23 protein-coding genes and 1 pseudogene are annotated in these 25,284 nt (G+C 61.7%); 7 read left to right on the top strand and 17 right to left on the bottom strand.

Features of this window, described 5'->3' with window-relative positions; translation table 11 throughout:
- Positions 1–4: 4 nt before the first annotated feature.
- The 7 genes from ACOYJQ_RS16310 to ACOYJQ_RS16280 all read right to left on the bottom strand — a co-directional run bounded on the left by ACOYJQ_RS16310 (position 5) and on the right by ACOYJQ_RS16280 (position 5,960).
- Complete coding sequence (locus ACOYJQ_RS16310) at positions 5–286, bottom strand: VirB3 family type IV secretion system protein (protein WP_232411756.1); 282 nt, start codon at positions 284–286, stop codon at positions 5–7.
- The gene (locus ACOYJQ_RS16305) at positions 286–618 is read right to left on the bottom strand and encodes a TrbC/VirB2 family protein (protein WP_433459920.1); all 333 of its coding nucleotides are present in this window, start codon (positions 616–618) and stop codon (positions 286–288) included. Before ACOYJQ_RS16305 ends, ACOYJQ_RS16310 begins: the two co-directional genes overlap by 1 nt.
- Positions 615–1,595 (bottom strand): P-type conjugative transfer ATPase TrbB, encoded by a 981-nt coding sequence (gene trbB / locus ACOYJQ_RS16300; protein ID WP_433459919.1) that lies wholly within the window; start codon positions 1,593–1,595, stop codon positions 615–617. Before trbB ends, ACOYJQ_RS16305 begins: the two co-directional genes overlap by 4 nt.
- A 145-nt stretch (positions 1,596–1,740) precedes the next feature.
- Complete coding sequence (locus ACOYJQ_RS16295) at positions 1,741–2,202, bottom strand: ribbon-helix-helix protein, CopG family (protein WP_433459917.1); 462 nt, start codon at positions 2,200–2,202, stop codon at positions 1,741–1,743.
- A 10-nt stretch (positions 2,203–2,212) separates the two neighbouring features.
- Positions 2,213–4,198 carry a conjugal transfer protein TraG gene (locus tag ACOYJQ_RS16290; RefSeq protein WP_433459916.1) on the bottom strand — a complete coding sequence of 662 codons (1,986 nt, stop codon included), beginning with the start codon at positions 4,196–4,198 and terminating at the stop codon, positions 2,213–2,215.
- A 157-nt stretch (positions 4,199–4,355) separates the two neighbouring features.
- Positions 4,356–5,300 carry a LysR family transcriptional regulator gene (locus tag ACOYJQ_RS16285; RefSeq protein ID WP_433459915.1) on the bottom strand — a complete coding sequence of 315 codons (945 nt, stop codon included), beginning with the start codon at positions 5,298–5,300 and terminating at the stop codon, positions 4,356–4,358.
- Positions 5,301–5,519: 219 nt separating this feature from the next.
- Positions 5,520–5,960 carry a hypothetical protein gene (locus ACOYJQ_RS16280; RefSeq protein WP_433459914.1) on the bottom strand — a complete coding sequence of 147 codons (441 nt, stop codon included), beginning with the start codon at positions 5,958–5,960 and terminating at the stop codon, positions 5,520–5,522.
- Between the two features lie 122 nt (positions 5,961–6,082).
- On the opposite strand from ACOYJQ_RS16280, the gene ACOYJQ_RS16275 reads away from it, so the two are divergent.
- The 3 genes from ACOYJQ_RS16275 to ACOYJQ_RS16265 all read left to right on the top strand — a co-directional run bounded on the left by ACOYJQ_RS16275 (position 6,083) and on the right by ACOYJQ_RS16265 (position 8,794).
- Positions 6,083–6,769, top strand: a complete 687-nt coding sequence (locus ACOYJQ_RS16275) for a TetR/AcrR family transcriptional regulator C-terminal domain-containing protein (protein ID WP_433459913.1) — start codon at positions 6,083–6,085, stop codon at positions 6,767–6,769.
- A gap of 137 nt (positions 6,770–6,906) precedes the next feature.
- Positions 6,907–7,683 (top strand): alpha/beta fold hydrolase, encoded by a 777-nt coding sequence (locus ACOYJQ_RS16270; RefSeq protein WP_433459912.1) that lies wholly within the window; start codon positions 6,907–6,909, stop codon positions 7,681–7,683.
- Positions 7,684–7,885: 202 nt separating this feature from the next.
- Complete coding sequence (locus ACOYJQ_RS16265; protein ID WP_433459911.1) at positions 7,886–8,794, top strand: helix-turn-helix domain-containing protein; 909 nt, start codon at positions 7,886–7,888, stop codon at positions 8,792–8,794.
- A gap of 15 nt (positions 8,795–8,809) precedes the next feature.
- Here ACOYJQ_RS16265 and ACOYJQ_RS16260 read toward each other — a convergent pair whose 3' ends face one another.
- A complete protein-coding gene (locus ACOYJQ_RS16260) occupies positions 8,810–9,430 on the bottom strand; it encodes a TetR/AcrR family transcriptional regulator C-terminal domain-containing protein (RefSeq protein ID WP_433459909.1) in 621 nt (206 codons plus the stop codon).
- A gap of 81 nt (positions 9,431–9,511) precedes the next feature.
- On the opposite strand from ACOYJQ_RS16260, the gene ACOYJQ_RS16255 reads away from it, so the two are divergent.
- From ACOYJQ_RS16255 to ACOYJQ_RS16240, 4 genes are read left to right on the top strand one after another with little or no spacing between them, the layout of a single operon-like run.
- On the top strand, positions 9,512–10,882 hold the full coding sequence (locus ACOYJQ_RS16255; protein WP_433459908.1) for an efflux transporter outer membrane subunit: 1,371 nt from the start codon (positions 9,512–9,514) through the stop codon (positions 10,880–10,882).
- Positions 10,883–10,890: 8 nt separating this feature from the next.
- A complete protein-coding gene (locus ACOYJQ_RS16250; protein ID WP_433459906.1) occupies positions 10,891–11,955 on the top strand; it encodes an efflux RND transporter periplasmic adaptor subunit in 1,065 nt (354 codons plus the stop codon).
- Entirely contained in the window at positions 11,955–15,029 is a 3,075-nt protein-coding gene (locus tag ACOYJQ_RS16245; protein WP_433459904.1) for an efflux RND transporter permease subunit, read from the top strand. Before ACOYJQ_RS16250 ends, ACOYJQ_RS16245 begins: the two co-directional genes overlap by 1 nt.
- 38 nt (positions 15,030–15,067) lie before the next feature.
- Positions 15,068–15,883 carry an SDR family NAD(P)-dependent oxidoreductase gene (locus ACOYJQ_RS16240; protein WP_433459902.1) on the top strand — a complete coding sequence of 272 codons (816 nt, stop codon included), beginning with the start codon at positions 15,068–15,070 and terminating at the stop codon, positions 15,881–15,883.
- A gap of 45 nt (positions 15,884–15,928) precedes the next feature.
- On the opposite strand, the gene ACOYJQ_RS16235 is transcribed toward ACOYJQ_RS16240, so the two are convergent.
- The 9 genes and pseudogenes from ACOYJQ_RS16235 to ACOYJQ_RS16195 all read right to left on the bottom strand — a co-directional run bounded on the left by ACOYJQ_RS16235 (position 15,929) and on the right by ACOYJQ_RS16195 (position 25,011).
- On the bottom strand, positions 15,929–17,251 hold the full coding sequence (locus tag ACOYJQ_RS16235; protein WP_433460038.1) for a DUF3363 domain-containing protein: 1,323 nt from the start codon (positions 17,249–17,251) through the stop codon (positions 15,929–15,931).
- Positions 17,252–18,594: 1,343 nt separating this feature from the next.
- The gene (locus ACOYJQ_RS16230) at positions 18,595–19,683 is read right to left on the bottom strand and encodes an IS110 family transposase (protein WP_433459900.1); all 1,089 of its coding nucleotides are present in this window, start codon (positions 19,681–19,683) and stop codon (positions 18,595–18,597) included.
- 213 nt (positions 19,684–19,896) lie between these two features.
- Entirely contained in the window at positions 19,897–20,799 is a 903-nt protein-coding gene (locus tag ACOYJQ_RS16225) for a lytic transglycosylase domain-containing protein (protein WP_433459898.1), read from the bottom strand.
- A gap of 3 nt (positions 20,800–20,802) precedes the next feature.
- Positions 20,803–21,135 (bottom strand): DUF736 domain-containing protein, encoded by a 333-nt coding sequence (locus tag ACOYJQ_RS16220; RefSeq protein WP_433459896.1) that lies wholly within the window; start codon positions 21,133–21,135, stop codon positions 20,803–20,805.
- A 29-nt stretch (positions 21,136–21,164) separates the two neighbouring features.
- A pseudogene (locus ACOYJQ_RS16215) lies at positions 21,165–21,707 on the bottom strand (S26 family signal peptidase); the annotation flags it as partial.
- Entirely contained in the window at positions 21,704–22,222 is a 519-nt protein-coding gene (locus ACOYJQ_RS16210; protein ID WP_433459895.1) for a DUF2840 domain-containing protein, read from the bottom strand. The pseudogene ACOYJQ_RS16215 and the gene ACOYJQ_RS16210, both read right to left, overlap by 4 nt.
- Positions 22,219–23,712, bottom strand: coding sequence for a DNA cytosine methyltransferase (locus tag ACOYJQ_RS16205; protein ID WP_433459892.1), 1,494 nt, complete (start codon positions 23,710–23,712; stop codon positions 22,219–22,221). Before ACOYJQ_RS16205 ends, ACOYJQ_RS16210 begins: the two co-directional genes overlap by 4 nt.
- Complete coding sequence (locus tag ACOYJQ_RS16200; protein ID WP_433459890.1) at positions 23,709–24,737, bottom strand: replication initiator protein A; 1,029 nt, start codon at positions 24,735–24,737, stop codon at positions 23,709–23,711. The genes ACOYJQ_RS16205 and ACOYJQ_RS16200 overlap by 4 nt, the downstream gene beginning before the upstream one ends.
- A gap of 1 nt (position 24,738) precedes the next feature.
- Complete coding sequence (locus ACOYJQ_RS16195) at positions 24,739–25,011, bottom strand: helix-turn-helix transcriptional regulator (RefSeq protein WP_433459888.1); 273 nt, start codon at positions 25,009–25,011, stop codon at positions 24,739–24,741.
- Positions 25,012–25,284: the final 273 nt, after the last annotated feature.

The following is a 25,284-nucleotide window of genomic DNA, read 5'->3' as shown; positions in this document are numbered from 1 at the left end:
TCCGTCAGACCGAGAGATGGCCGGGGATGCGCAGATGCCTGCGGCCCACTTCGACGAAGAGCGGATCGCGCTTTGCCGCCCAGACGGCGGCGAAATGACCGATGGCCCAGATGGCGAGGCCAACGAGCCAGAGGCGCAGGCCGAGGCCCACGGCCCCGGCGAGCGTTCCATTCATGATGGCGATGGAGCGCGGTGCGCCGCCGAGCAAGATATGCTCGGTCAGCGCCCTATGGACCGGGACGGAAAATCCCGGCACCGCGTCGAGTTGTTCGAGGCCGCCCGCCATCAGACAAGCGCCCCGCCGCCAAAGCTGAAGAAGCTGAGGAAGAAGGAACTGGCCGCGAACGCGATGCTGAGGCCGAAGACGATCTGGATCAGGCGGCGGAAGCCACCGCTGGTGTCGCCGAACGCGAGCGCGAGGCCGGTGGCGATAATCACGATCACCGCGATGATCTTGGCGACCGGCCCCTCGATCGACTGAAGGATGGATTGCAGGGGCGCTTCCCAGGGCATCGACGAGCCGGATGCGTGTGCGGCGGGCGCCAGCATCAGGTTGATGGAAACAGTGGCTGCGGCGGTCGCCATGATGCGGCAGCCGCGCGAAATCGTGCGGATCATGAGAGGTCTCCTTTCGAGGTGGTTGCGGGGGTAATGGCGTAGTCACCGTCCGATCCCAGCCCTTCGACGCGGGCGAGTTCGGCCAGCCGGCGCGCGGAGCCGCGACCGGACAGGACGGCAACGAGGTCGATGGTCTCGGCGATCAGCGCGCGCGGGACCGTGACGACGGCCTCTTGAATGAGCTGTTCGAGGCGGCGCAGCGCGCCGATGCCGGTGCCGGCATGGATGGTGCCGATGCCGCCCGGATGTCCCGTTCCCCAGGCTTTGAGCAGGTCGAGGGCTTCGGAGCCGCGCACCTCGCCGATGGGAATACGATCAGGCCGCAAGCGAAGGCTGGAGCGCACCAGATCGGAAAGTGTGGCGACGCCATCTTTCGTCCGCATGGCGACGAGGTTGGGCGCGGCGCATTGCAACTCGCGCGTATCCTCGATGATGACGACGCGATCCTGCGTCTTCGCGACCTCGGCGAGCAGCGCGTTGGTCAAGGTGGTCTTGCCGGTGCTGGTGCCGCCCGCGACGAGGATGTTGGCGCGTGCCGCAACGGCTTCGCGGAGAGTCACTGCCTGATCGGTGGACATGATGCCGGCAGCCACATAGTCGTTGAGCGTGAACACCGCGACGGCGGGCTTGCGAATGGCGAAGGCGGGCGCAGCGACGACAGGCGGCAAAAGCCCCTCAAAGCGTTCGCCGGTTTCGGGAAGCTCTGCCGAGACGCGGGGGGCGCGGGGGTGGACTTCTGCGCCGACATGATGGGCGACCAGCCGGACGATGCGCTCGCCATCGGCGGCGGACAGCATCTCGCCTGTATCGGCCAGACCTTCGGATAGCCGGTCGATCCAGATGCGACCGTCCGGGTTCAGCATCACCTCGATGACTGCCGGGTCTTCGAGAAACCGCGCGATGGACGCGCCAAGCGCTGTGCGTAGCATCCGCGCGCCGCGTGCAATCGCCTCCGGTTTCTGGTGATGTGTCGTCATGTCGGCCCCTTGTTCTCGCGGGGCGCAACAGACGGACCCCGCAACGGGGTCGATTAAAAGAGCCTGAAATCAGGCCGATTCAACAAGTATCTAATAGGTTGCGGTGATCGGCGGCTATCGGCGGCAAATAGGATGGGTTGAAAATCTAAGCAGCGTCACCATCGGTCCCAGTCTGATCTTTCGGCGGACTGGCGTGAAACGAATCCATGTCACGCGACAACTCTTTCAGGAACCTGTCTCCTGTCGCAAGCCTGCGGCCGAGATTCTGCATGAAGCCCTCGAACCGCTCGTTCCCCTTGATCCGTGCGGACTGCTTGGCGCTGTCGGGCAACGGCGGTGTCATCGTTAGCCAGAAGTGGACGAATAAGGAAAGGGTCTCGCCGAGCACGGCGAGATCTTCGTCCAGCGTGCCGATCTGCCTGCCGATCTTGTCCAGGCGGCGCGACATGGCCGCTTCCAGCCGGTCAGACGTGTCGCCCGACAGGAAGGATGCGACCGCCGCCTCGATGATGGCGGACTTTGAGACCTGTCGGCGCAACGATAGCGCCTCGACCTGTTTGAGCAGTTCCGGGTCGAAATAGACATTCATGCGATTGCGCGTCGTCATGGGCGGCCTCTCAAAGCTCTATACCGTCATCGGGGTTCATCGACGCCTGCCGGGCGATCATTCGCATCCGCGAGCGCAGCGCGCGGGCCTTGGCGGCATCCACGTCCGGCTCGTCGTCCAGAATGTCGAACTCCTGGGCTGGCGGGGTCGGCGGCGGGACGATTTCCTCATGCTCGGGCAATTCCGGCTCGCGGCGGATACCCGCATTGTCGGGATCGCCCTCCGCGCCATTGGCAGCGGTCGTCGCTGGCCTGTCCGCCGCTATGATGACGCGGCTCGTCCAGTCGTCGGTTGCCGGCTTAGTCGCCGGAACGGATGGCAGTTCGGGCGGCGGCAGGATGCGCTCCTGCAATCGCGCATCCTCGAAATACCGGGCCTTCTTCGCCCGGATCGGTGGCGTTCCCGCGACCATCACGATTTCGTCTGCGGGCGGAAGCTGCATGATCTCGCCCGGCGTGAGCAGCGGCCGCGCCGTCTCCTGCCGCGAGACCATCAGATGCCCGAGCCAGGGCGCGAGGCGATGGCCGGCATAGTTGGTGGAATCGCGCATCTCGGTTGCTGTGCCAAGCGAGTCCGACACGCGCTTGGCGGTGCGCTCGTCGTTCGTGGCGAAGGCGACGCGCACATGGCAGTTGTCGAGAATGCTGTTGTTTGGCCCATAGGCGCGCTCGATCTGGTTGAGCGATTGGGCGATCAGGAAGGACTTGAGGCCGTAGCCCGCCATGAAGGCGAGCGCCGATTCAAAGAAGTCGAGACGGCCCAGCGCCGGAAACTCGTCCAGCATCATGAGCAAGCGATGGCGCTTGCCGGAGGTGGTCAGTTCCTCGGTCAACCGCCTGCCGATCTGGTTGAGGATCAGCCGGATCAGCGGTTTGGTGCGGTTGATGTCGGACGGCGGAACGACGAGGTAGAGCGTGACCGGACGGCGGCTGCCGACCAGATCCGCAATCCGCCAGTCGCAACGATCCGTGACGCGGGCCACGACCGGATCGCGGTAAAGGCCGAGGAACGACATGGCAGTGGACAGCACGCCCGACCGTTCGTTCTCGCTCTTGTTCAGCAGCTCACGCGCCGACGAGGCGATGACGGGATGAACGCCAGCCTCGCCCAGATGCGGCGTGTCCATCATGGCGCGCAAGGTCGCCTCGACCGGGCGGCGGGGATCGGACAGGAAATTGGCGACGCCGGACAGGGTTTTGTCCGGTTCGGCATAGAGGACGTGCAGGATCGCGCCGACAAGCAGGCTGTGGCTGGTCTTTTCCCAATGGTTGCGCTTGTCGAGGCTGCCTTCGGGATCGACCAGAATATCCGCGATATTCTGCACGTCGCGGACTTCCCATTCGCCCTGCCGCACCTCCAGCAATGGGTTGTAGGCGGATGACTTCGCATTGGTCGGATCGAACAGCAGCACGCGGCCGTGCTTCGCCCGGAAGCCCGCTGTCAGGGTCCAGTTCTCGCCCTTGATGTCGTGGACAATGCAGCTTCCCGGCCAGGTCAGCAGCGTCGGCACCACCAACCCGACGCCTTTGCCGCTCCGGGTCGGGGCGAAACATAGGACATGCTCGGGGCCGTCATGGCGCAGATAGTCATGGGTATAGCGGCCGAGCAGGACACCATCGGGACCGAGCAGTCCGGCGCTGCGGATTTCCCTGTCTTCCGCCCATCGCGCCGATCCGTAGGTGGCGACGTTGCGGGCTTCGCGCGCCCGGATGATCGACATGAAGATGGCGGCGGCGATGGCGAGGATGCCGCCGGACGTGGCGATGGCCGCGCCCTCCATGAAGATCGCGGGCGCATAGGCGTCGAACGAGAACCACCACCAAAAGAAGGCCGGGGGGTAGTAGACCGGCACGCCTGCTAGTTCGAACCATGGCGCACCAAGCTGGGACTGGAAGCCAAGGCGAAAGGCGACCCATTGCGTCGCCGCCCAGGTCATCACCAGAACGATGATGAAAACGACGGCAATCTGACCCCAGAGTATTCGGCCTCCGCGCATACAGGCTCCAATCGGCGAAAAGTGACGGAGCCGATCAGAGAATGGGCAATTGTGCGGTAATCAACAATAAAGGTGGAGCGATAGGGCGACCGGATACTATCGGCGGCAAATAGGATGGGTTGTCGCGGCACTGCACCGGCACTCCGGCCGAGGTGAACTACAGCGAATCAGATTTCGGCTCTGAGTTGGCCATTTTCGTCGCCAAGGTGAGCAGGTTCGAAAGCGCTGGGTCACGGTTTCGGGGGGACCAGACGGCCGAAAACGGGATGGTTTCCGGCTCGTCGGTAATCGGTAGGAAGGCGACATTCGCTGCGCCGGCTGCGGCTCCTTCCTCGACGAAAAGCGAAATGCCATGCCCGGCCGCAATCATCGGCAGCAACGTGCAATGGCTGACATCGACACGAAGAATCGTCGGTGTCAGCCATTTTCCGGTCGAGCGGGACACTATCAGGTCATGAACCTGCGGCCCGGTGCCGCCCTGGCGGACGAGAAAGGTTTCCTCTGCAAGCTGCCGCCATTCGACATCCTGCCGGGTCGCCAATGGATGCCGTGTTGGCAGCGCAACCATCAGACGGTCGCGCCAGATCACACGGGAATTAAGGTCTGGAATGTCGTGAGAAAACGCCATGAAGGCGACATCGAGCCTGCCTTCGCGCACCATGAGTTGCGTGTCCCGCGCCGTGCCTTCGGTAATATGCAATCGGATTCGCGGATACTTTCCGTGAAACCATTTGAGCAAGCGGTCAAGGAAGCCTTCAGCCGCAAGGACATGAACGCCGATGTCCAGCTTTCCCTCTTCGCCGCGTGCCTGCATCCCGGCCGTTTTGATTGCATGGTCAAGGATACCCATGGCGCTATCGACCTGATCGACAAAGCATCGACCGGCGTCTGTCAGGCGGACTCCGCGCGTGTTGCGATCGAAGAGGACAACGCCAAGGTCTTCTTCCAACGCCTTAATCCGTGCGCTGACACTCGACTGACTGGTGCCAAGAGCCTTGGCCGCACGATGAAAGCTGAGGTATTCTGAAACGGCAAGCATCTGCACCAAAGCCGCCATAGGTATGCGGCCGCAAAGCAAAGAAGGCTCAACTTTTGCCGTCATGTGCCGAAGCGATCGCCTGCGCATGACCGATTGCCCGCTTAAAGACTAAGCTGTCTTACGTGGGGGGATTTAAGTCTCGGCAAATCGCCCCACATCAGTCTCTCCCCGAACCAGCGCGATGATGCAAAACCATAACCGGCCATCAGGATACGTCCGCCTGATATTGACGAGGTCTTTCCTCCACCGGCCCGCTTCGTCAGTCGTAGGAAGCGCATCCTTTCAATCCATCTCTCTGTGCTGGAATTCATTGCTCCCGTTGGCCAGAAGGTTCCTGGCGATTGTCCCTGCCTCGCGGCCGTCAGCAGCTACAGTCGTTGTGACACCGAAAACAGGACCAAGAACCAGAGCGCGCGCATATAAAAGCGCACGCTTTATCGCGTCAGGCTCGATACCGACTATTCCCCGGCAGACACCGCGGAACGACTGCCTGTTTTTCTTGAACCAGAGCACGACCTCGTTTCGATCTTGAATCGACTCGTGATCGTCGTCGCCCTCCTGAAGAAGCAGAACAAACGGCACACGTGCATCAAGAAGGCGCTCCTGCTCCTTGCACCACTGCTCCGCAAATCCTGGCTTCATGCGCTCGGAGTTCAGGTGAACGAGCGGAAAGTGCGCAACGTCGTGAAGGATGAAGAAGTCTGCTGATGAGGGCTTCGCCATGAGGAAGGCTCCGATGTGTCGTGTGCTAGCCAATGCATTTATTAACGACGTTAATATCATCTGTTGACCGATATGTTAACATCGGTAATATGTCAAGGAATGATCGAAGGTTCGAGAACAGCATGAACGAACGCACGAAGGCGATCGGCACACGCCGCACGCGCCGCAAAATGGAAAAGCTGACGCAGGCTCAGATCGTTGCCGTCGGGTTGCGGCTCGTCGACGAGGGGGGGCTAGACAGCTTGACGATGCGCGCCCTCTCAGATGCGCTCGATGTCCAACCACCTGTTCTTTATCGATATTTCTCTGACAAACGCAATCTGGTGGATGCGATGGCTGAAGCCATCATAGGCGATATAGACCTCGCAGGGCTGCCGGAAGATGAGCCTCTGGAGGGACTGAGAGAGTTAGTGCGCCGCCTGCGACAGGCGCTGCTACGGCACCGGGATGGCGCGCGCATCGTTGGCGGCAGCTATGACGCAAAGAGCAATACTTTGAAGACTGCTGAAGTGATGATGCGGCTCCTAATCCAGGCTGGTTTCGCGAAGGAAAAGGCCATTTGGACCATGACCAGCCTCTTCTCATTTGCTCTTGGTGAGGCGTTGGAGCAGCAAGGGTTGCCCGAGCGGCTGCGGGATGCATTGCCTCCGTTCATGGATGCGATCGAAGGCGTGCTGGCGCAGCCGACTTATCGGCATTTGGATGCCGCCGTCCTCGCTCAGAGCTTCTTCGACTTTGAGGGGCGCTTCGAGTTCGGTCTGACCCTCATACTCAACGGTGCCAAGACTGTTTGCCCGGATTGTCCGTGATGCAGGAACACTGCAAGATCGTTCAATCGCAGCAGCATCACTCCTCTTAGGCTTTGTATCGCGAAGAGATGTCCGGACGTTTGGCAATCCAGACAGCCGCGCGCTCCCGCTATGTAATAGTCTGAAAGGAGACTCTAATGTCGATAAGATCGACTTTAGTTGCCGCTGCTACAGCATTAGCTGTCGGCATCGGCTTCATCACTACACCAATCCAAGCAGCGGAGAATAAGAACGTGAAATCTGTTGTCCTTGTTCATGGCGGTTTTGTCGACGGCTCCGGCTGGGAGGGGGTCTATGAAATCCTCAAGAAGGATGGGTATGACGTCACCATCGTCCAGAACCCGACGATCTCACTCGACGACGACGTTGCCGTCACCAAACGTGCCATTGCGGCAGCATCGGGCGACGTTATCCTCGTCGGCCACTCCTATGGTGGTGTCATCGTGTCGGAAGCCGGCACCGACCCGAAGGTTGCCGGTGTCGTCTATATCGCGGCCTTCGCGCCCGATGCCGGCGAATCCGTTTCGAGCCTGATCGCCAACCCGCCGCCCGGTGCCCCGGTTCCGCCCATCCTGCCGCCGGTCGACGGTTTCCTGTTGCTCGACAAGTCGAAATTCAGGGACTCCTTTGCGGCGGACGTGCGTCCGGACCTGGCTGCTTTCCTCGCGGACTCGCAGGTTCCGTGGGGCGTTGCGGCTCTGGATGGAAAAGTCACCCAGCCCGCTTGGAAGACCAAGCCGAGCTGGTATCTCGTCGCGACCGATGACAAGATGATTCCGCCGGCTGCACAGCGGGTCATGGCCGAGCGTGCTGGCGCAACCACGGTCGAGGTGCCCGGCAGCCACGCCGTCTATGTCTCGAATCCGGCGGCTGTCGCCAAGCTGATCGAGCAGGCTGCTACGTCGATAAAGTAAATAGACGCGGCGACCACACCTAGCTAGGCATCATCCGTCCAAATCAAAAGGTGACTGCGGACGGGTGATGCTCTTACAGCGAACACACGCGATGCAAAATATACGAGCAAGGCCGATTTCTACTCTTATATGAGGGATTCTTGATCGCTGAGATGGAAATATAGAAAATCCGGTCTGCGGTTGGGAAAGCGGAGGAGAACAAATGACCCTCAACGTGAAATTGGTCGAAGTCGCGACCGTGCCGATCGGCCTGCCGCACAAGACGGACTTGAAGCTCGCAGTTCGGGGGCTTGCCAGTTCGCGGCTGATCGCGGCGGACGTCAGCTATGGCTTCAAGGCGGCCGATAGCAACCCGACGTTTCCGTCCTGGGAGGGGGCTTACAGCATCGGCGTGCATTTTGCCGACGAGAAAAGTGAAGTCTTCCTCGACAGCCAACATTTTTCGCGGCCGATCAGGAAGGGAGAGACGCAGTTCCTCTACGTATCTGACCTCGCGCATATCGACTTCACCACCCCCCGGCATAGTCAGGAGGTGATCCTACAGCGCAGCTTCATGCGTGAAATCGCCGATGATCTCGAAGTGCCGTATATCACCGACCTGGCGGCCAGCCGCTATCATGTCGCTGACGATCCGATCCTTCGAAGCATTGCCCTCCGTATCCATCCGTTCTTCGATGCGCCCGCGACGATCGATCCCCTTTATGCTGATCATTATATGTGGAGCCTCGGCATCTATCTGTGCGCCCACTATGGCGGTCTCGCCGCTCGTCGCCCGGTCGTGGGAGGGTTAAGCACATGGCAAGAGCGGCTGGCAAAGGACGTGATCGAAACCTGTCTGGTGGAGGGCATTGGACTTGCAGAGCTTGCCAGCATCTGCGGTCTTCGGACGAGCCAGTTTTCTCACGCATTCAAACGATCAACGGGTGTCGCTCCCTACCAATGGCTGATGCTTCGGCGCGTCGCCCAAGCGAAACGGTTATTGCGCAACAGCACAAATCCGTTGGCTGACATTGCTCTTGCCTGTGGATTTGCTGATCAGGCGCATCTGACCCGCGTGTTTTTACGCAGTAACGGAATAACGCCTGGAGCATGGCGAGCAACATTTCACTGACGTCGATACTTCTCGCTATTCGCTTGGCCGCAAACCCGCGATCAGGCGGTCAATGCCGAAAGTGAACCGGTCTTCCGGGTCAGATTCGAACAACTCCCCCGCAGCAGCGAAGGCATTGGAAAATTGGGCCTGCGCCATCTGACGGAATGCCTCCTGCTGCTTGTGGAACGCAGTTTCATCCAGCGCCGCCAATCCTTGTTCCTCAATGGTGAAGCCAAGAATGTAATAGAGAAGGCTGAAAGCTCCCCAACTTGCTGAGCGCGGATCAAGGCCGCCGTCCCGTAGGGCAGAGATCAGGCTTTCCCCGACGCGCAGGACATTCTCCGTTGACACGTAAGTTCCTGAAAACACCTGTGCGCCGTCCCGCCGCGACAGCAGCGCGTTGCGGATTTCGTGGCTGACCTGACGAACGCGCTCTTCATAAGAGGCAGCCGAATCGACATCCCGTGCCACGCTTTCCATCAGGGCGTCTGACATGCCATCCAGCAACGCCTGTTTGCTGGGGAAATGCCAATAGAGCGAGGGCGCTTGAATCTGAAGTCTCTGCGCTAGACGGCGCATGGTCAGACCATCAATTCCTTCAGCATCCAACAGATCGAGCGCTTCTGCCACGATTTTCGAGCGCTGTATCGCCATGAAATCTCCCTAACACTGTTTGACAGCCTAACGCAGTTAGAGTAAGGGTGCAAGTCAACTAACAGTGTTAGGGAAAATCGCATGTCACACTCCGGTAGCTCCGGCTTGGTGCTGGCTTGCGGCTTGCTCACCGCATGTGCGTCGCTGCCCCAGCCCGCCAACATGTCGGTGGCACCGCCAGCAGCAGCGCCAGCGGGAAACAATTGGTGGCGTCTCTATGGTGACGTCGCGCTAAATGACCTCATTGCGCAGGGCCTGTCGGATAATCCCGACATACATGCCGCTGAAGCGCGAACCGAAGCCCTTCGCGCGGCAATACGCGAGGCCAAGGCTGCAAGCGCAGCAAGTCTAAGCCTCGCGTTCACTGCCAACGATGCGCGCCTCGCACAGGCTTCAGGCTTGTCGACGGACCCGTTACAAAGCTCAACCCGCCAAGCTCTCGCTCAACTCGACTGGTCTCCCGATCTTTGGGGCCGCGGTCGGGCTGGTCAGCATGCGGCGTATAGCGATGCCCAAGCGGCAAGGGCCGATGCTGACGACGCACGTCGTCGCCTCGCACTTTCGATCGTTGAGGGCTGGATTGAATTAGGGCGTCTGGCGGCTTGCCGTGAACTCATGCGCGAAATTCTAGCTGCACGCCGATCCGCTCTCGACATTGCCCAACACAGGGCGGCGGTTGGCGCCGAACCGGCGTCGTCGATATGGCCGCTAGAAGCCCAGGTGGAGACAATCGCCGGCCAAGCCGATCGTATGGACAGGAGCCTTGCGACCGCTAGTGACGCACTGGCTGTCGCTGTTGGACGCTCGCCCGGTTCGCAACCGTTGGCACCTCCGCATCTGGATCACCTTCTGTTGACGTCGCCGCGCACTGATGCTGGCGAAGCCAGCAGTCTCCGCCCCGATGTGATTGCGGCTGCCGCTCGAATCCGCGCGTCGAAAGCCCGTGTCGATCAGGCTCGCGCAGCCTTCTACCCCAGCTTGAATCTGATGGGATTCGTGGGCCTCCTTCGCCTGGACGGACAAGGGTTTCGCGGCGGCGGCGGAGAAGCCGCCATTGATATTCCATTGCTTGATGCGGGCCGGCGACGCGCGGCTCTGTCTGCAAGGCAAGCCGAACGAACGGTAGCCGAGGCCGAGTATCGCGGTGTTCTTCTCAATGCCCAAGGCGAAGTCGCTCAAGCAATGAACGACCTTCACGCCGCCTTGGCAGACGGGAAGCACAAGACAGGCGTTGTCGCAGCCAACGCAGGAACCCTCGACTGGGCGGTTGAACGCCATCGCGTTGGCGTGTCGAACGAGTTGGAAGCTCTGGAAGCAAAGGTGGTCTGGCTGGAGAGCCGGATCGAAGCGATCAATCTCCAGGCTGAAGCTCTCCTTGCTCACGCCGCTTTGTCGGCCGCCACCGCGACTATGGGAGAGCCCGGCCCGCGCTCTCCGACTTATATTCCGTGAGAGACGCCATGTATCATCGATCAACAAATACCCGCCCCGCTCTGGGCCTTATTGTCACCGCTGCTGCCACACTGCTGACGCTTCAGGCTTGCGGCGAACCCTTAGCTACACCAGCAGAACCATCGGCGCTGAGTGTCACATTGGTTCCTGCCCGGCCTGTGGTGGATGTTGCAACGTCGCGTCTCGTCGCCGGGACGTTTGAACCAGCCGAACTCGCCTATGTGAAGAGTGAACTGAAAGGCTACGCGATCGATGAACTATTCGTTGAGGAAGGTCAGCTCGTTCGACGCGGCCAAATCATGGCGCGTCTTTCTTCGGATAGGCTGCGTGCCGAACAGGAAGGTATAGCCGCACAAGTTCGCCAGACACAGCTAGCTCTAGCGAGGGCTGAGGCCCTTTTTGCTCGCAATGCTGGTTCTGCAAAAGAACGCGACGATGCTTCGGCCGAGCATACGCAAGCTCTCTCGCGCCAACGCGCATTGGCAATAGACTTGGAGCGCACCAACATCCGCGCTCCGGTAGATGGCCGAATAACAAAGAGAACCGCAGAAAAGGGTGACATTACCGGCGATTCAGCCCTGTTTGAAATTGCCGCCGGAGATGCACTGGAACTGGTGCTCGACCTGAGCGAAACCGTTTGGCTTCAAAGTGCCGTCGGTCAGTCCGTCGAAATCTCGGCATCAGACGGTTCCAGCATTTCCGGCCGCGTAGCACGCCTTTCTGGAGCTGCCGATCCGCGTTCGAGACTGCATCGTGCGTGGGTTGCCTTTCCCGCTGGCAACCACCGTTTTGTCTCCGGTCAAGCCGCTACAGCTCGTCTTATTCTGCCTCCGGTATCCGGTGTTTTGGTTCCGCAGACCGCCCTGCAATTTGACGCGCAAGGCCCCTTTGTTTTCGTGATGGAACAGGGACGAGCCCACATCAGGCGAGTAAAAACCGGGCCGATGACCGCTGACGGAGCACTGGTCGAAGCGGGCCTCGCTTCGGGCGCGCAGGTCGTGGCGCGTGCGGGGTCGCTGCTCAGGGACGGCGATCCCATACGCTCCGCTCCGTCTCAGGATGGAGCGAGGTGATGTTCAATATTTCTGCGTGGGCCATACGTCGTCCTATCCCGTCCATAGTGTTGTTCGTGGTTCTGATGCTGTTGGGCTGGTCTGCCTTCCAGGGTTTGCCGGTCGCGCGTGCGCCTAATATTGATATGCCGCTAGTTACGGTGACGGTCGAACGCTCGGGCGCTGCACCCGAGGAACTGGAAGCGGAAGTCACGCGACCGATTGAAAACGCGGTGGCAGGGATCACGGGTATCAAGCATATCCGGTCATCCATTGCAGATGGAGTTTCGACCACGACCGTTGAATTCCAGCTAGAGGTCAACAGCGATGCGGCGCTTTTCGACGTGAAGAACCGTGTTGACGCTCTCGGAAACGAACTGCCTTCGGATATAGATCCACCTATTGTTTCCAAGGTTGATGTCGAGGGCCAAAGTCTCGCGATATGGAGTGCATCATCTCCCGATAAATCTCTTGCTGATCTTTCCCGTCTTATCGACGACCGCGTGGCACAGCGCCTGCGCGGCATCCCCGGTGTCGGGAATGTTGAGCGTATTGGTGGCGCGCCTCGCGAAATCCAGATCGCATTTAAAACCCGCGAAATGCTTGCGCTAGGACTGACGGTTGGCGACATCAACACCTACCTGCGAACCGCATTAAGCGACTACGCCGCCGGAAGCTGGGAGGCGGATGTTGGCCGCCAGCCGATTCGCGTCCTGGCCCGCGCCCGTTCTGTCGAGGACATTCGCAACACGCCGCTCCCGGCCGATGGACGCAATCTGCTCCTTGGGGATATTGCCGATATAATCGACACCAACGCAGACCCGTCCGAATTTGCTCGTCTCGATGGTGCGCAGACGGTCGTTGCCTTCTCGATTTATCGGGCTCGTGGCGCTGACGAGGTATCGGTGGCGCGTGCTACGGCGAGCGCACTATCGGATATGCAGCACGAGATGCCGGGCGTTACCTTCACCCGGATCGACGAAACCACCACAGCAACCGAAGATACTTTTAAGGCAGCCATGAGCACCCTCATCGAAGGGGCACTGCTCGCGGTGATCGTGGTCTTTCTCTTTCTTCGAGATTGGCGCGCAACCCTTGTTGCGGCCGTTGCGTTGCCATTGGCAATCGTGCCGACATTCTGGGTGCTCGCTCTCGCGGGCTTCTCCTTAAACACGATCAGCCTTCTGGGTATTACGCTTGTAACCGGCATCTTGGTGGATGATGCGATCGTCGAGATTGAAAACATCGAACGCCATATGGAGATGGGCAAGCCTCCCCTTCAGGCGACCATAGATGCTACCGCCGAAATTGGCATGGCAGTGATGGCCATTTCTCTGAGTGTGGCGGCGGTATTTGCACCCGTCAGTTTCATGACAGGCGTGGCGGGCCAGTATTTCAAACAATTCGGTCTCACCGTCGCAGTTTCGGTGCTGTTCTCATTGCTTGTCGCCCGGCTCATCACGCCAATCTTGGCGGCGCGTTTTCTCAACCACAATCCCAAACACGAGCATCGCGAAAGCCGCCTGGGAGCAGTTTATGGTCGGCTTCTGCGCTGGACGACACGACGCAAAGGTCTCGTCATCGGTGCCAGCTTGGGGGTGTTTTCTCTGTCCATTGTGGCTTCGAGTCAGTTGCCCGACGATCTGATCCCACTGGAAGATACAGGAAGGCTTGTGTTTGCCTTGGAAATACCGCCTGGAGGTGATCTCGGCACTTTGGCCGATGCGACGGATACCGTCGCACGTCAATTGCACGCTAAAGTTCCTGATATTCACCAAATTCTCGTGCGTGGAGGCGTAGCGCCCAATGGGGCGCGGGATGCAAGACGGGCGACGCTTATCGTCCGGTTGAAGCCTCATGGTGAACGACATCGCTCCCAACGTGTCATTCAACAGGAAATTCGCGATCATCTGCGTGTCTCGGACGACATTCGCGCCTGGCCACTAAACGACAACGGCGGTCGTGAGGTGGAGGTCTCGATCTCGTCGGGAGACGACAGTTTGTTAGATAGCTCGGTGGAAGCGCTGGAACGTCGTATGCGCACCCTTCCTCAGTTGACTAATGTAGCGGCTGAATCCGGCGTAAAGCGAACCGAGTTGCATGTAATACCGCGTCTTGATGACGCTTCGCGTCTGGATGTGACCACCGAACAAATCGCAACGGCCGTGCGCCTGGCAGCCGCCGGTGACATCGAATCGCTGCTGCCCAAGATGAAAGATCAGGATCGTCTGATTCCGGTGCGGACCCGTCTTGATTCTGCTGGTCGCAACGATCCTGAGATGCTGAATAGCCTGCCGGTCGCTCGTGTTGACGGGATGCCGATCCCATTGTTCGCCGTTGCTGACGTCACCTTCCGAAGCGGGCCATCGTCCATCGAGCGACTGGATCGGCAACGTCGCGTGGTGATCGGAGCCGATCTTGGGCCAAACGCCGCGCTCGGCGGCGCGCTCGCAGAAGTGCTTGCCTCAAAGGAAGCCAGTTCTGTTCCTGCTGGTGTTGTCGTCGGCCCCACGGGCGACGGCGAGGTTATGGACGAGGTGACGACAGGTTTTGTCTCCGCCCTCTTTCTCGGCGTAGCGTTGATGTTCGCTGTGCTGGTTCTTCTGTTCTCGGGCGTGCGCGAGCCGATCGTGATCCTGCTTTCGCTACCTCTGTCGATCTCGGGTGCTGTCGTGGCCTTGTTGCTTTGCAATATGGCAGTCAGCCTTCCGGTGCTGATTGGATTGCTGATGCTGATGGGCATCGTCGCCAAGAACGCCATCATGTTGGTCGATTTCGCCCAGATCGGCGTCAAAGAGGGACGCTCACGCGCTGACGCCATCGTTCACGCCTGCCAAATACGCGCGCGTCCAATCCTGATGACAACCCTTGCCATGTGCGCGGGAATGGTCCCGAGCGCGCTCGGCCATGGAGGCGGTGGCGGTTTCAGGGCACCCCTCGCAGTGTCGGTCATTGGTGGATTGGCGTTAGCCACCTTGCTGACCCTCATAACACTCCCGGCATTTTACCTGTTCGTTGAGAAAACCGCGGATCGGATCGCTTCGCTCTTCAAGCGCAGACGTTCTTCGACGGCGACAGCGGACGAAGAAGAATAACGACGAGGTTGAATCTGCTTCAAAAAGGAGAATGAGCAATGACAAAAAACTGGCTCATTACAGGAGCCTCCCGTGGACTCGGACGCGCATGGGCCGAGGCCGCACTTAAAAGAGGCGATAAGGTCGCCGCAACGGCCAGAAACATCGACGATTTGCAGGAGTTGGCGAACCAGTATGGAGATTCCCTCCTTCCGATCATTCTTGACGTAACCGATCGGCACAGCGTTTTCGAGTCCATGAAGACGGCCTTCGCTCATTTCGGCAATATTGATGTCGTGGTGAGCAACGCGGGGTATGCTCTCTTCGGAACCATTGAAGAGAGTTCAGAATTGGAAAGCCGGGCGCAGTTTGACGCCAACTTCTTCGGGACACTGTGGGTCGTGCAGGCCGCCCTTCCTTATCTGCGTCAGCAGGGAGGCGGTCATATCCTTGCAACGTCGAGCCTTGCCGGCGTCATCACTTTCCCCACCGCAGGAATTTACAATGCGTCGAAATGGGCGGTAGAGGGTCTTCTCCAGACGCTCAATTCCGAGGTCAATAGCTTCGGAATTAAGGTAACTCTTATAGAGCCGGGCGGATACGCAACCGATTGGCGCGGCCCTTCATCGACGCTGACTACGCCAATGAGTGAATATGACGAACTGCGAACCATGATCAAAACTGCGAGTGTCGGGCGGAAGCTTGGTGATCCGTCCGCGACGGCATCCGCAATTCTGAGCGTCGTTGACACTGCTGAGCCGCCGTTGCGACTCTTCTTGGGGAACGGGAACCTGGATCTCGCTCACAAGGAGTATGCTGGCCGCCTTGCGACGTGGGAAGCTTGGGCAGAAGTATCGCGCGCGGCGCAGGAATAGTGGCTCGGGAGTATCCGGAGATGATTGGGGACGGAGTAGGCATGTTCAAATTCCCATTCCCCGCTGCCGCCCCAACTGCCAAGATACCGACCCGCCCTGCACGATGCCCGCGACTTCGCGGCCGAGTTGGCGGTCGATTACCGGCCGCCATGGGACAAGAGTGAACTCGTGGCTCTGTTCGACGATGGCGAACTTCCCGCTCGATAGCTGCACGGTGCCGGTATATTTGCCGCTGATCTTCTCGCCATCGGCAGCAGCGCGGAATGGCACTGCCTTGCTCTCGGCCATCTCCGCGCCGACGCGGGCGACTTCGCGCTCGCGAAGGGTGGCGAGAAGGCTGCGTCGATAGAAGATGCGGCCGTCCCGCGCTCGGGTGGCGTCGCCCTGCTCGATATGATGCTCGCGGCGCTGGTCCATGGCGTCGCGCACCTGCTGCCCGAAACCGGCCGGAACGAGATCTGATGCGTCAGGCGTGACCAGTCGCCGGTCAAGCCAGGTCGCGCCGTCCGAACCGATCTGGCTTTCCAGATTGAAGGTCGAGATGACACGGATGCTGGCCTGCCGGTTGCGGCCGGCGTCATAGCCGGCGGCGCGGCCCTCGAAATCCTCCGGGATGCGCCATTGGTCGGCGTCGATCCGCTCGACGATCCCGGCGCGGCGAAGCGCTTCCAGCCGGCGCACATGCGCATCGACAAAGCCTTCATAGTCGCCGCCCGGAACGCGGCCCTCGAATTTCGCCTGTTCGAGATGGCGGCTCGGCCGATAGGTGCCGTCCTCGGCGATGGCGGCAATAGTCCGTTCGGATGGTCGCTGCGCCGTGTCGGCTGAGCCGATCTCGATGACGCTGCCGATCCGGGCATCTTCGACGCGGGCCGGGTCGATGCCAGGAACATGATGCGTCCGGCCGTCGATCCCATCCACCACAAGGGTCAGGTTCTCGCCCATCTCGTCGGTGAGATACTTGTCCACGACCCGGCCGACGATGGGCGTCTCGGGCGCGGCATCATGAAGCTGGAAGGTCATCGGATCACGCTCCAGCCCGTCGGCCTTCAGCGCCTTGTCCATGTTGCGGATGATGTCGCCGCGCTCGCCCATCTCGCGCAAGGTCGGCTCCATCCGCTCGCTCAATTCCCAGACGCCAGGCGCGTGTTCGGTGGCGAGGCCCATCTGCTCCAGCTTGCGCAGACGGCGCAGGCGTAGCGTCCGGTCGAACTGGCGACGCGGATTGTCGGGTTCATGGCGCAGGTCGATGAAGTGCTCATCGGCTTCCTCGGTAATCGCCCTGTCGATGCGGGTGAAGCGGTCCTGGTCCACCTCGGCGGACAGCTTGCGGGTCTGCTCGATCTCGGTGACGGGACCAAGCTCCATCGTGGTCAGCTCGCTCGCCCGCTCGCGGATGCCATTGGCGAGATAGTCGCCGTTGATGACCAGATTCTCGCCCAGGTCATCCTTGCCCCGGACGATGACATGCACATGGGGATGGCCGGTGTTGTAGTGATTGACCGCGACCCAATCGAGCTTGCTGCCGAGGTCGGTTTCGATCTGGCGCATGAGGTCGCGGGTGTGCCCGGTCAGGTCGGTCAGGTCCGCGCCGTCTTCCGGCGAGACGATGAACCGGAACTGGTGGCGATCGTCCTTGCCGCGATCAAGGAAAGCGTCGCCATCGGCGCGGTCGTCGGTGGCGGAATAGAGCTGGCCCCGCTTGCCGTCGCGTGATGTGCCGTCCCGCTGGATGTAGCGCAGATGGGCGGCGGCCTTGCCGTTCTTTCCGGCCTGCTGGACATAGCGGGTTTTCACGACGACGCGGCGCATTCCCGGCGTGCTGTGCTTCCAACCGCCCGACAAGGTGCGGGCACGCACGAACGACGCGCCGCGTCCACGCTTGAGGCCCGGCCCGCTGCTCCCCCGCGATGCCTTGCCGCCTTTGGTGGTGGCTGACGATCTGGAGCGTTGCGAGGATGATGCGGATGACCGCGAAGGGCTGTTGCTGTGCTGCCGCGCCAGCTTCTTCGCCCGCGTCAGAAAGCTCTTGGCCTTGCCGAGCTTTGGGGCATCAGCGCGGATGCGGCCGGGTTTCGGACGGAAGCGGTTCTCGTCGTCGGCGCTCATCGACGCGCCTCCGGCCGAAATCCGAGAAAATCGGGCGTTCGGCGGCCATGGTGCCGGTCGAAACCCAGCAAAGCCAAGGCTTTGCGCAAGATCACGGCTCTCGCCGTCCAAAAACAAGGTGCCGCTCGCGGCGCACCTAACCAGTGTGCAGACAACAACAATTTCAGAAATCCGGCCAGCGTAGTGCCGGTTTCCTTTATCTTGCCCTCGTAATCGGCACTACTTTCGCGACATTCTTGGTCATCTTGGTTCATCCTTCTTCCTCATGATGATCTGCACACTGTTTGTCCGCAAGAGAGCCTCCGCAAGCATGAGTTCTGGCGCGCCGTGCACTCGTCCGCACTCTGCGACGGGATGGTCGGGCTGCTGTCGAACGGCAGCGCTTTGTCCGTCGCGGTGCATTTTGCCATCGGATTCACGGGGCACATCACAGGCACTCCGGCGCGGCCCGGCCGTCTTTCGATCGGCGCGGCCGCAGGCAAGATAGCGTGCTTCCCGTCGTTCCTCGTCTGCACCAGTCCTCATCCGCTCGCGCGGATTCCTCTACCTAGTTCGCGTCCGTCACCATAACGGCCGCGGCGTTTTCATCAGCGGCGTCGCGGTCATGCGTGCGCGCCCAGAAGCTTGCGTTCCTTGCGCATGTGGCGCGCATCGGCCTCAGCAACGTCGGCGGCCGGGATGCCCGCATAGGCCGTGCCGCCGCTCCACATGGCGTGCATGATCACCGCCAGCTTGCGCGCCACGGCGACCGTCGCCTTGCGGTGACAACTGCGTTTGGCGAGCGCTGCGCCCCAGGTCTTGAGGTCGTCCTTGCCCTTGAAGCGCGTCATCAGCGCCGACGCCGCCTCGTAGAGCGCGCGCCGCACATCGGCATCGCCGGCCTTCGAGATCCGCCCCTTCACGTCGATCGACGTGCCCGACTGCCATCGCTTCGACGTCAAGCCGAAATAGGCGGCGACGTCGCGTGAGCGGCGGAAGCGCGACGGATCGTCGATCGCCGTCATGAACGACAGCGCCGTCACCGGCCCGACGCCGGGGATCGCCATGAAGCGTCGGCACAGCTCGCTCTGGGCGACGATCTTCACCACCAGGTCGTGCAGCCGGCAGTATTCCTTCCACAGCGCCGCGCGCGCCGCCAGCATCGCCTCCATCAGGTCAGCGGTGAACGGATCGTCGGCGACCGCTTCGCGCACGGCAGCGTCGAACTTGCCGCGCCCCGTGCCGCCGAGCCTGATCCCGAACGCCTTCAGCGAGTGACGGACGGCGTTTTCCAGATCGAGGAACTTGCGCTTGAGGTTGCGCCGATGCGTCAGAAGCAGGCGCATCCGGTAGCAGCTCTGCGTCTTCACATGCGCGCGGCGGAACCAGCCGGTGCGCATCAGATGCGCGATGCCGAGCGCGTCCGCCTTGTCGGTCTTGTTGCGCTGCGCCGACATCGCCGCGCGCACATGCACCGTCTCCAGGCAGATCGCCGGCAGGCCGAGTTTCAGCATTTCCGGGTGCAGCCAGGGCGACAGCGAGCCGGCCTCGTGGCCGACCCGGCGCAGCCTCGGCAGGAACGGTTCGAGCACGGCGAACAGCGCTGCGGCGTCCGTCACCGCCGTCGTCTGAAGATGCACCTCACCGTGATCATCGACGATGCATACCGAGGTTTCGTCAATCGACACGTCAAGCCCGCAAAAGAATTCCATCTGCCGTCGCCTCCTGGGTTTGGTTGTTCCAGGCAAGTTACTTGCTAAATCGCCGCCGGTCGGCAGCCGTTCGGTCTCGGCGCCGGCCCGCCGATTACGGCCGGCCCTCCCTTCCTTCCGGCCTTTTCGCCCAACCTGCCCGGAATCCAGCCAGACACGAACCTGCCTGACTGGACACTGAAACGCATGCGACCGGGTGCAGGAACGCCGTCCTCATGGCGCTCCCCCGTCATCAGCGCGGGCGACGAAAATGCTGCCGTCCTGTGGCTCCGTGCGGGCGAGATCGCGCACCGGAACGGTCGCGCGGGTGTCGCCGGGCTGCGCCTCGGATGACGGTGCGGCAGCAATCCGCCTGTCATCCGGGCGCGTGACGAACAGCGGAGCCTCGCGCCAGTCGGGCGGGGGTGCAGGTACCGCAACTGGCGATGCCGATGCGGTCGAGCCGCCGATAACCGGCACCAGAGCGGCGACATAGGCGCGGGTTTCGGCGGGCAATGTCCGGCCCGTCGAAAGATATTCGTCATAGCGGCCGGGACCGGCATTGTAGGCCGCGAGCATGGCGGCGACATTGCCATATCGGTCCCACATCTCGCGCAGATAGGCCGCACCCGCCATGATGTTGTCGCGTGGGTCGTGGGGATCGCGGCCGAGCCGGTAGCGGACACGCAGGCCCGCCCAGGTGTCGGGCATGACCTGCATCAATCCCATCGCCCCGGCCCGAGAAACCGCGCTCACATCGCCATTGCTTTCAGCGCGCAGCACGGCACGAATCCAGTGTTCGAGGATGCCGAACCGCTGCGACGCCTCGGCGATGTGGGCGGCATAAGGATCGACGGCGACCGGGCGGACAATCGGCGCAGATTGCGCGACCGCGCCGCCCGATCCGGTGCAGATGGAAAGCGCCCCGGCGACCAACAGGACGGCACAACGCCATGTCGTCCTGTCTCCGCTACGCCACCAGCCTGCCAGCGTGCTCGCTGCGGTCAAGGGTGCGCGCGAAGCGCCGTCCGGAGGCCGCCCCTGACCTTCGCTGCGCTCGCCGGCCGTCCGGTCGGCGAGCGGGACGAAGGGATGAGACGGCTTTCCCGCGAACAAAGGGATGACCGGAAGGCGCACCGATCAGCTCCGATCCTCGCGCGGCCTTTGCCGCTTCCAGACCAGCCGGAAGGTGCGTCCATCGTCGTCAGCCTGAAACAGCGCCGGACGAAACAGAGCGGAGAAAAGTGGGCTGTCGAGCTCCAGCGCGATATAATCTCCGGCGCGTTCACCGACACGTTTCCAGGCTCCGCCGATGTCGGGACCGTCCTCGTCGTCGAGGTGGATGCGGTAGTCCGGCACATTCTCGGCGTCGCCCGGTTCAATGGCGACGAGCACGATTGCCTCGTCGATACCGAAGTGCCGGACGCGGCCCGCGTAACCGTTGGCGGTGGGTTCAAAGATGGTGGATGACATTGCCAGATTCCTTTCGATGGTGGGGGGCAGTGCGTTGGCGCGCGCCACTCATGGCGGCCGTCGCCTTCCTCATCGGTCCAGAGCGGTAGCGCCCGGCCGATGACGGAACTTGCGGGGATGGGTCCGAAATAGCGGCCGTCGAGGCTGTCGCGGACTTCCCAATTCATGAGGAAAACTTCGCCGTCGCCGATGACGCGGCAGCCCTGCCAGACGGGCAGATCGCGGCCTATCCGGTCGCGCTCCAGCGCCTCGCCCATCTCGATGCCGTCCACGGTGATGGTACGGCTATGTCTGCAAACCCGTTGCCCGGACAGGCCGACGACGCGCTTCAGGAGCGGCACGCCGCGCCCGATATAGCCGCGCTCGACCATGAACTGTTCCAGCGGTTCGGGCGGCATGACGACAACCAGTTCCGGCACCTCGATCCGCTCGGCTGGCTCGACGGTATAGAAGCCGATGGGCGCGCTCGCGGTAGCGTTCCAGATGAGTTTCGTGGGCGTCGGAATGAACGCGGCGATGGTGATGCCCATTGCTGCGAAATATGTCGCCATGACGTAGCCGAACCGCGTCATGGTTCGATCCTCCGCCGCCCGATCCAGGCGGCATGCCGCTCGGGCGTGTAGGCGTTCGGTTCCAGATTGGCGGTCAGCCGGTTGTGGGCGTGCCGCCAGTAGTCGGGGGACACGTCAGCCGGATCGAAGCCGAGGGCTTCCACCGCGTCGATAACGGCAAGCGCCCGCTGCACCTTCTCCCAGCCATTAAGGCGCAGGAGAGTGTCGCCACCGGGCCGGACGAAAGGAACAGTCTGGAATGGTTCGCCCCGTCCGATGGCGCGCAGGATGTCGAGGCGCGAGACGACGGTGCCAAAGTCGTTCGCCGCCCATCGGACGAAAGCGAAGATGTTGCCCGGCGCAAAGCCGACGATGCTACGGCGGCGGTCGATAATCTGTTCGTAGCTCTTGCGGCCGAACCGTATCCATTGCTCGACCTTCTGCTTCTGGAAGGTCAGATCGACCAATGTGGTGAAGGGCGCAGGCCCGTCCGGCAGCGGACGGCCATGCGCGTTCCTGTGAGAACGACGGGTCATTGTTCGTCTCCGGGGATGTCGGTTGATGTGCGGGCGAGCACCGCGTCGAGCGCGGCTTCGGTGCGGAGAATGGCGCGACCAATGGCTTCGGGGATTTGCGGAAGAACCGCGTCGCCGAACGCTTCGACGATCAGACTGGCCGCAGAAGTCCCTTTGCGACTGCCGAGCGCAATGCGCGTGTCAGCCACCCAGGTGGAAAGCCCATCATCCAGCCGTAGGTGATGGGCAAGGCCGCCGTTCCAGTCAGCCCATGGCTCTGCAGCATCGTCGCCAGCGCCCGCGCGCGCGCCCATTTGTCCGGCGCGCGATCCGTCATCGCACCATCCATCACCGCGTCCATGGTCGGGGATTTCCGGCGGTCGTAGGCCGGACTCCAGGTGTCCATCCTGCTGTCGCGCTTCGTCGGCGTCGGCAGGATTTCCGCCGCGTGGCGCAACAGGTTCGGTGTGTCGATCTGCGCCTTCGCGCCGCTCAATCGCTTTCCTGTCTCGATCTCCTGCGCGCTCAACCTGCGCCCGCCATTCGGTCTCACCGGCGTTGGCATCAGACCGTAGGACGTTTCCAGCCTGTCGAAATGCAGCGCCTCGCTGATCGTCGGCGTTCGGTCGAAATCGTCCTGGTCCGAGGTCATCCTGTCCTTGTGCTTGCGCAGAACGCTCCCCCGCGGGGCCGGGTTCGCTGTCGGCGTTCCGATCATTCCCGCATGGCGGCTGGCATGGCCCTGCAACTGGCTGAGAATGTCGCCCCGACCGCCGCGATCCGCATCCGACTTCCTCGGCGTCGCCAGGATCATGCGCAGCGGATACGTCGATCCTGCGCCCCCGCCCGCGCCATCCTTCATCCCGTCCGATGCCATCGGCGTCGGCAGCGGACGATTGCGGAATAGCTCGTAAAGACCTGATTCCTTCATCGCCCGGCGCGCGCCAGAACCGCCCTCCAGACGGATGCCACCCTGCTGGGATTGCGATACGGGTGTTGGCAAGCTGTTGGGGGTCGTAGCCGATGAGCCATGACCGCTTGCGGACATGGTTGGCGCCGACATCCGAAGCACCCACCACGCACGGTTCAACGGCGTAACCGAGCGCGTCCAGCTCGCCGAGCAGCCGGTCAGCGCCGCGAGTTCGGAGATTAGCGCTGTTCTCAAAAGCGAACCAGCGAGGGCGGCAATCTCCGACCAGGCGGACGGCTTCGAGGTAAAGGCCCGACCGTTCGCCCTCGATCCCTTTGCCGCTGGTGTTGGCGCTGGAGATGTCTTGGCACGGCGGGCTGCCGACGATGATGTCGGGAAGGATGCCCAGGTCGGAAACAAGTCGAGCTGCCGTGAGTCCACGGATGTCGTCGTAGATGCGGACATGGGGATTGTTCTCTGCGTAAAGGATGCGCCGCCACTCGACGATTTCGCAGGCGGCTATGGTGAGGAAGCCGGCGCGATGCAGGCCGAGCGACCAGCCTCCGGCCGCTGCGCTGAACAGGTCGAGGGCGCGCATCATGGCGCACCTCGCCGTGCGGCACCGGCACCATGCTTCGCGTGTGCGCGCGTCAAAGAATAGAAGTTAGATTCTTTGTTAGATTCTTCTATAAAGTGCGCGGCGTGATTTGCGCCTAATGTGCCGATACTGTTTGCGCCTAATGTGCCGATAGGTTTCACATGGTTATCCACAGGCACTGTGGATAAGTTTTCGGGACGAAAACGCAGCAATTCGCGCCGATCCTCCCACTCGATTTCGAGCCGGTATCCGGGCAGCGGCTGGCGGGCGGCGATGCGGCGCAGGTCGAGCGCGAAATCGGACGGCCGTGCGAGGCTGCCGGATTTTTCGTGAAGATGGCTGATCTCGAAAGCCCAGCCGTCAGGCTGGTGGCCGGCGTGCTTGCGGGCGGCCCGGTAGAGCCAGCGTTCGATGCCGCCAGTCAGCCGGAAATAGGCCGGGTCGATGGTCAGGACCAGCGAGCGGTCGATGACGCTCTGGTATAACCATTCGGGCAGGACGAACTCCATGCCCTCGACGCGGCCCGTACGCGTCGTCATTTCCTCCCACTCGTTGATCCATGAGAATTGCCGCCGACGCCAATGTGTGCCGTTACGGATGGTGGTGGCGATAACGGTGGATTGCAGACGGGCGAGCGCCGCCTTCAGCAACAGATACTGATGATTTCCGGTCGGTCGCCCAATGGCGCGCAGCAACTGATAGGGCGTGAAGCGGAAGAAACGTGAGGTCGGGATGCCGTTGTTCTCGGCTGCGACGATCTGCGACGCGGCCCAGATGAGCACGTCGGCATCCCAGATGGTCGCCATGCCATGCTCGGGCATGGCGAAGACCTGCACCTCAACATCGGCGGCCTTGTAGAGAATCGGTTTCAGGCGTGGGCGCTTGCCCAGCGAAAAGAATGGCCGCTCCATCAGATCGCGCTGGTCGCGTGGCGCGGCGTCTCCGGTCACCACCACGAAAGCGTCAAGGTGACTGCGTTCGCTGACGGTTTCGGGCTGCGCCGGTCTATGATTGTCGTCGCGCAGCATTTCAGAGTTCGTCCCGCTCGGCAGGTGTCAGCGGGCGCGCGGGAAAGACCTTGCCGGCGTTCTTGTCGCGGGTAGATTTGCGGGAGCCGATCGACGACCAGCTTTCCAGATCGCGGACGGCATAGAGGACGCGGCCGCCGATCTTGCGATAGACGGGGCCGGTGCCATAGGTCCGGTGTTTCTCAAGGGTGCGTAGCGAAATGCCGAGGAAGCGCGCAGCTTCCTGCGTGCGAAGCAGGCGCGGCGGCAGGTCGGCTTTGCGGCCGTTGGTCATGGTATCGCCTCCGATTGGTCAAACAGGCAGGCCGTCGAGGGGACAGCGGGCTGTGGCGAACCATGGCGAGGGACCGGCGGCGTGTAGCGTGCCGCATTTGCGCCTGTGCGCTGGCGGCACCCCTGCGCGTGTCAGCGGGGCCGGAAAAGGCGAGATATTTCAGCGGCTCATTGCCTGCCGCGTCGAATTGAGAAAGACATTCGCGCGCACTTCGGCTAAGAATAAGGACGGAGCAGACGCGCTGCTCCGGGGGCGTAGTAACCCCTGACTAGC

This window comes from Pseudochelatococcus sp., from assembly GCF_050946405.1.
Taxonomy (GTDB): domain Bacteria; phylum Pseudomonadota; class Alphaproteobacteria; order Rhizobiales; family Beijerinckiaceae; genus Pseudochelatococcus.
This window is presented reverse-complemented; position numbering and strand designations above follow the sequence as displayed.

Bases quoted from the DNA above. Each gene is read 5' to 3' on its own strand.
- ACOYJQ_RS16285 (WP_433459915.1), bottom strand. From the start codon at position 5,300: ATGACGGCAAAAGTTGAGCCTTCTTTGCTTTGCGGCCGCATACCTATG.
- ACOYJQ_RS16230 (WP_433459900.1), bottom strand. From the start codon at position 19,683: ATGGAATTCTTTTGCGGGCTTGACGTGTCGATTGACGAAACCTCGGTA.
- ACOYJQ_RS16245 (WP_433459904.1), top strand. From the start codon at position 11,955: ATGTTCAATATTTCTGCGTGGGCCATACGTCGTCCTATCCCGTCCATA.
- trbB (WP_433459919.1), bottom strand. From the start codon at position 1,595: ATGACGACACATCACCAGAAACCGGAGGCGATTGCACGCGGCGCGCGG.
- ACOYJQ_RS16240 (WP_433459902.1), top strand. From the start codon at position 15,068: ATGACAAAAAACTGGCTCATTACAGGAGCCTCCCGTGGACTCGGACGC.
- ACOYJQ_RS16210 (WP_433459895.1), bottom strand. From the start codon at position 22,222: ATGACCCGTCGTTCTCACAGGAACGCGCATGGCCGTCCGCTGCCGGAC.
- ACOYJQ_RS16205 (WP_433459892.1), bottom strand. From the start codon at position 23,712: ATGATGCGCGCCCTCGACCTGTTCAGCGCAGCGGCCGGAGGCTGGTCG.
- ACOYJQ_RS16280 (WP_433459914.1), bottom strand. From the start codon at position 5,960: ATGGCGAAGCCCTCATCAGCAGACTTCTTCATCCTTCACGACGTTGCG.
- ACOYJQ_RS16290 (WP_433459916.1), bottom strand. From the start codon at position 4,198: ATGCGCGGAGGCCGAATACTCTGGGGTCAGATTGCCGTCGTTTTCATC.
- ACOYJQ_RS16265 (WP_433459911.1), top strand. From the start codon at position 7,886: ATGACCCTCAACGTGAAATTGGTCGAAGTCGCGACCGTGCCGATCGGC.
- ACOYJQ_RS16305 (WP_433459920.1), bottom strand. From the start codon at position 618: ATGATCCGCACGATTTCGCGCGGCTGCCGCATCATGGCGACCGCCGCA.
- ACOYJQ_RS16200 (WP_433459890.1), bottom strand. From the start codon at position 24,737: ATGCTGCGCGACGACAATCATAGACCGGCGCAGCCCGAAACCGTCAGC.
- ACOYJQ_RS16220 (WP_433459896.1), bottom strand. From the start codon at position 21,135: ATGTCATCCACCATCTTTGAACCCACCGCCAACGGTTACGCGGGCCGC.
- ACOYJQ_RS16310 (WP_232411756.1), bottom strand. From the start codon at position 286: ATGGCGGGCGGCCTCGAACAACTCGACGCGGTGCCGGGATTTTCCGTC.
- ACOYJQ_RS16295 (WP_433459917.1), bottom strand. From the start codon at position 2,202: ATGACGACGCGCAATCGCATGAATGTCTATTTCGACCCGGAACTGCTC.
- ACOYJQ_RS16255 (WP_433459908.1), top strand. From the start codon at position 9,512: ATGTCACACTCCGGTAGCTCCGGCTTGGTGCTGGCTTGCGGCTTGCTC.
- ACOYJQ_RS16250 (WP_433459906.1), top strand. From the start codon at position 10,891: ATGTATCATCGATCAACAAATACCCGCCCCGCTCTGGGCCTTATTGTC.
- ACOYJQ_RS16275 (WP_433459913.1), top strand. From the start codon at position 6,083: ATGAACGAACGCACGAAGGCGATCGGCACACGCCGCACGCGCCGCAAA.
- ACOYJQ_RS16195 (WP_433459888.1), bottom strand. From the start codon at position 25,011: ATGACCAACGGCCGCAAAGCCGACCTGCCGCCGCGCCTGCTTCGCACG.
- ACOYJQ_RS16235 (WP_433460038.1), bottom strand. From the start codon at position 17,251: ATGGAGCTTGGTCCCGTCACCGAGATCGAGCAGACCCGCAAGCTGTCC.
- ACOYJQ_RS16270 (WP_433459912.1), top strand. From the start codon at position 6,907: ATGTCGATAAGATCGACTTTAGTTGCCGCTGCTACAGCATTAGCTGTC.
- ACOYJQ_RS16260 (WP_433459909.1), bottom strand. From the start codon at position 9,430: ATGGCGATACAGCGCTCGAAAATCGTGGCAGAAGCGCTCGATCTGTTG.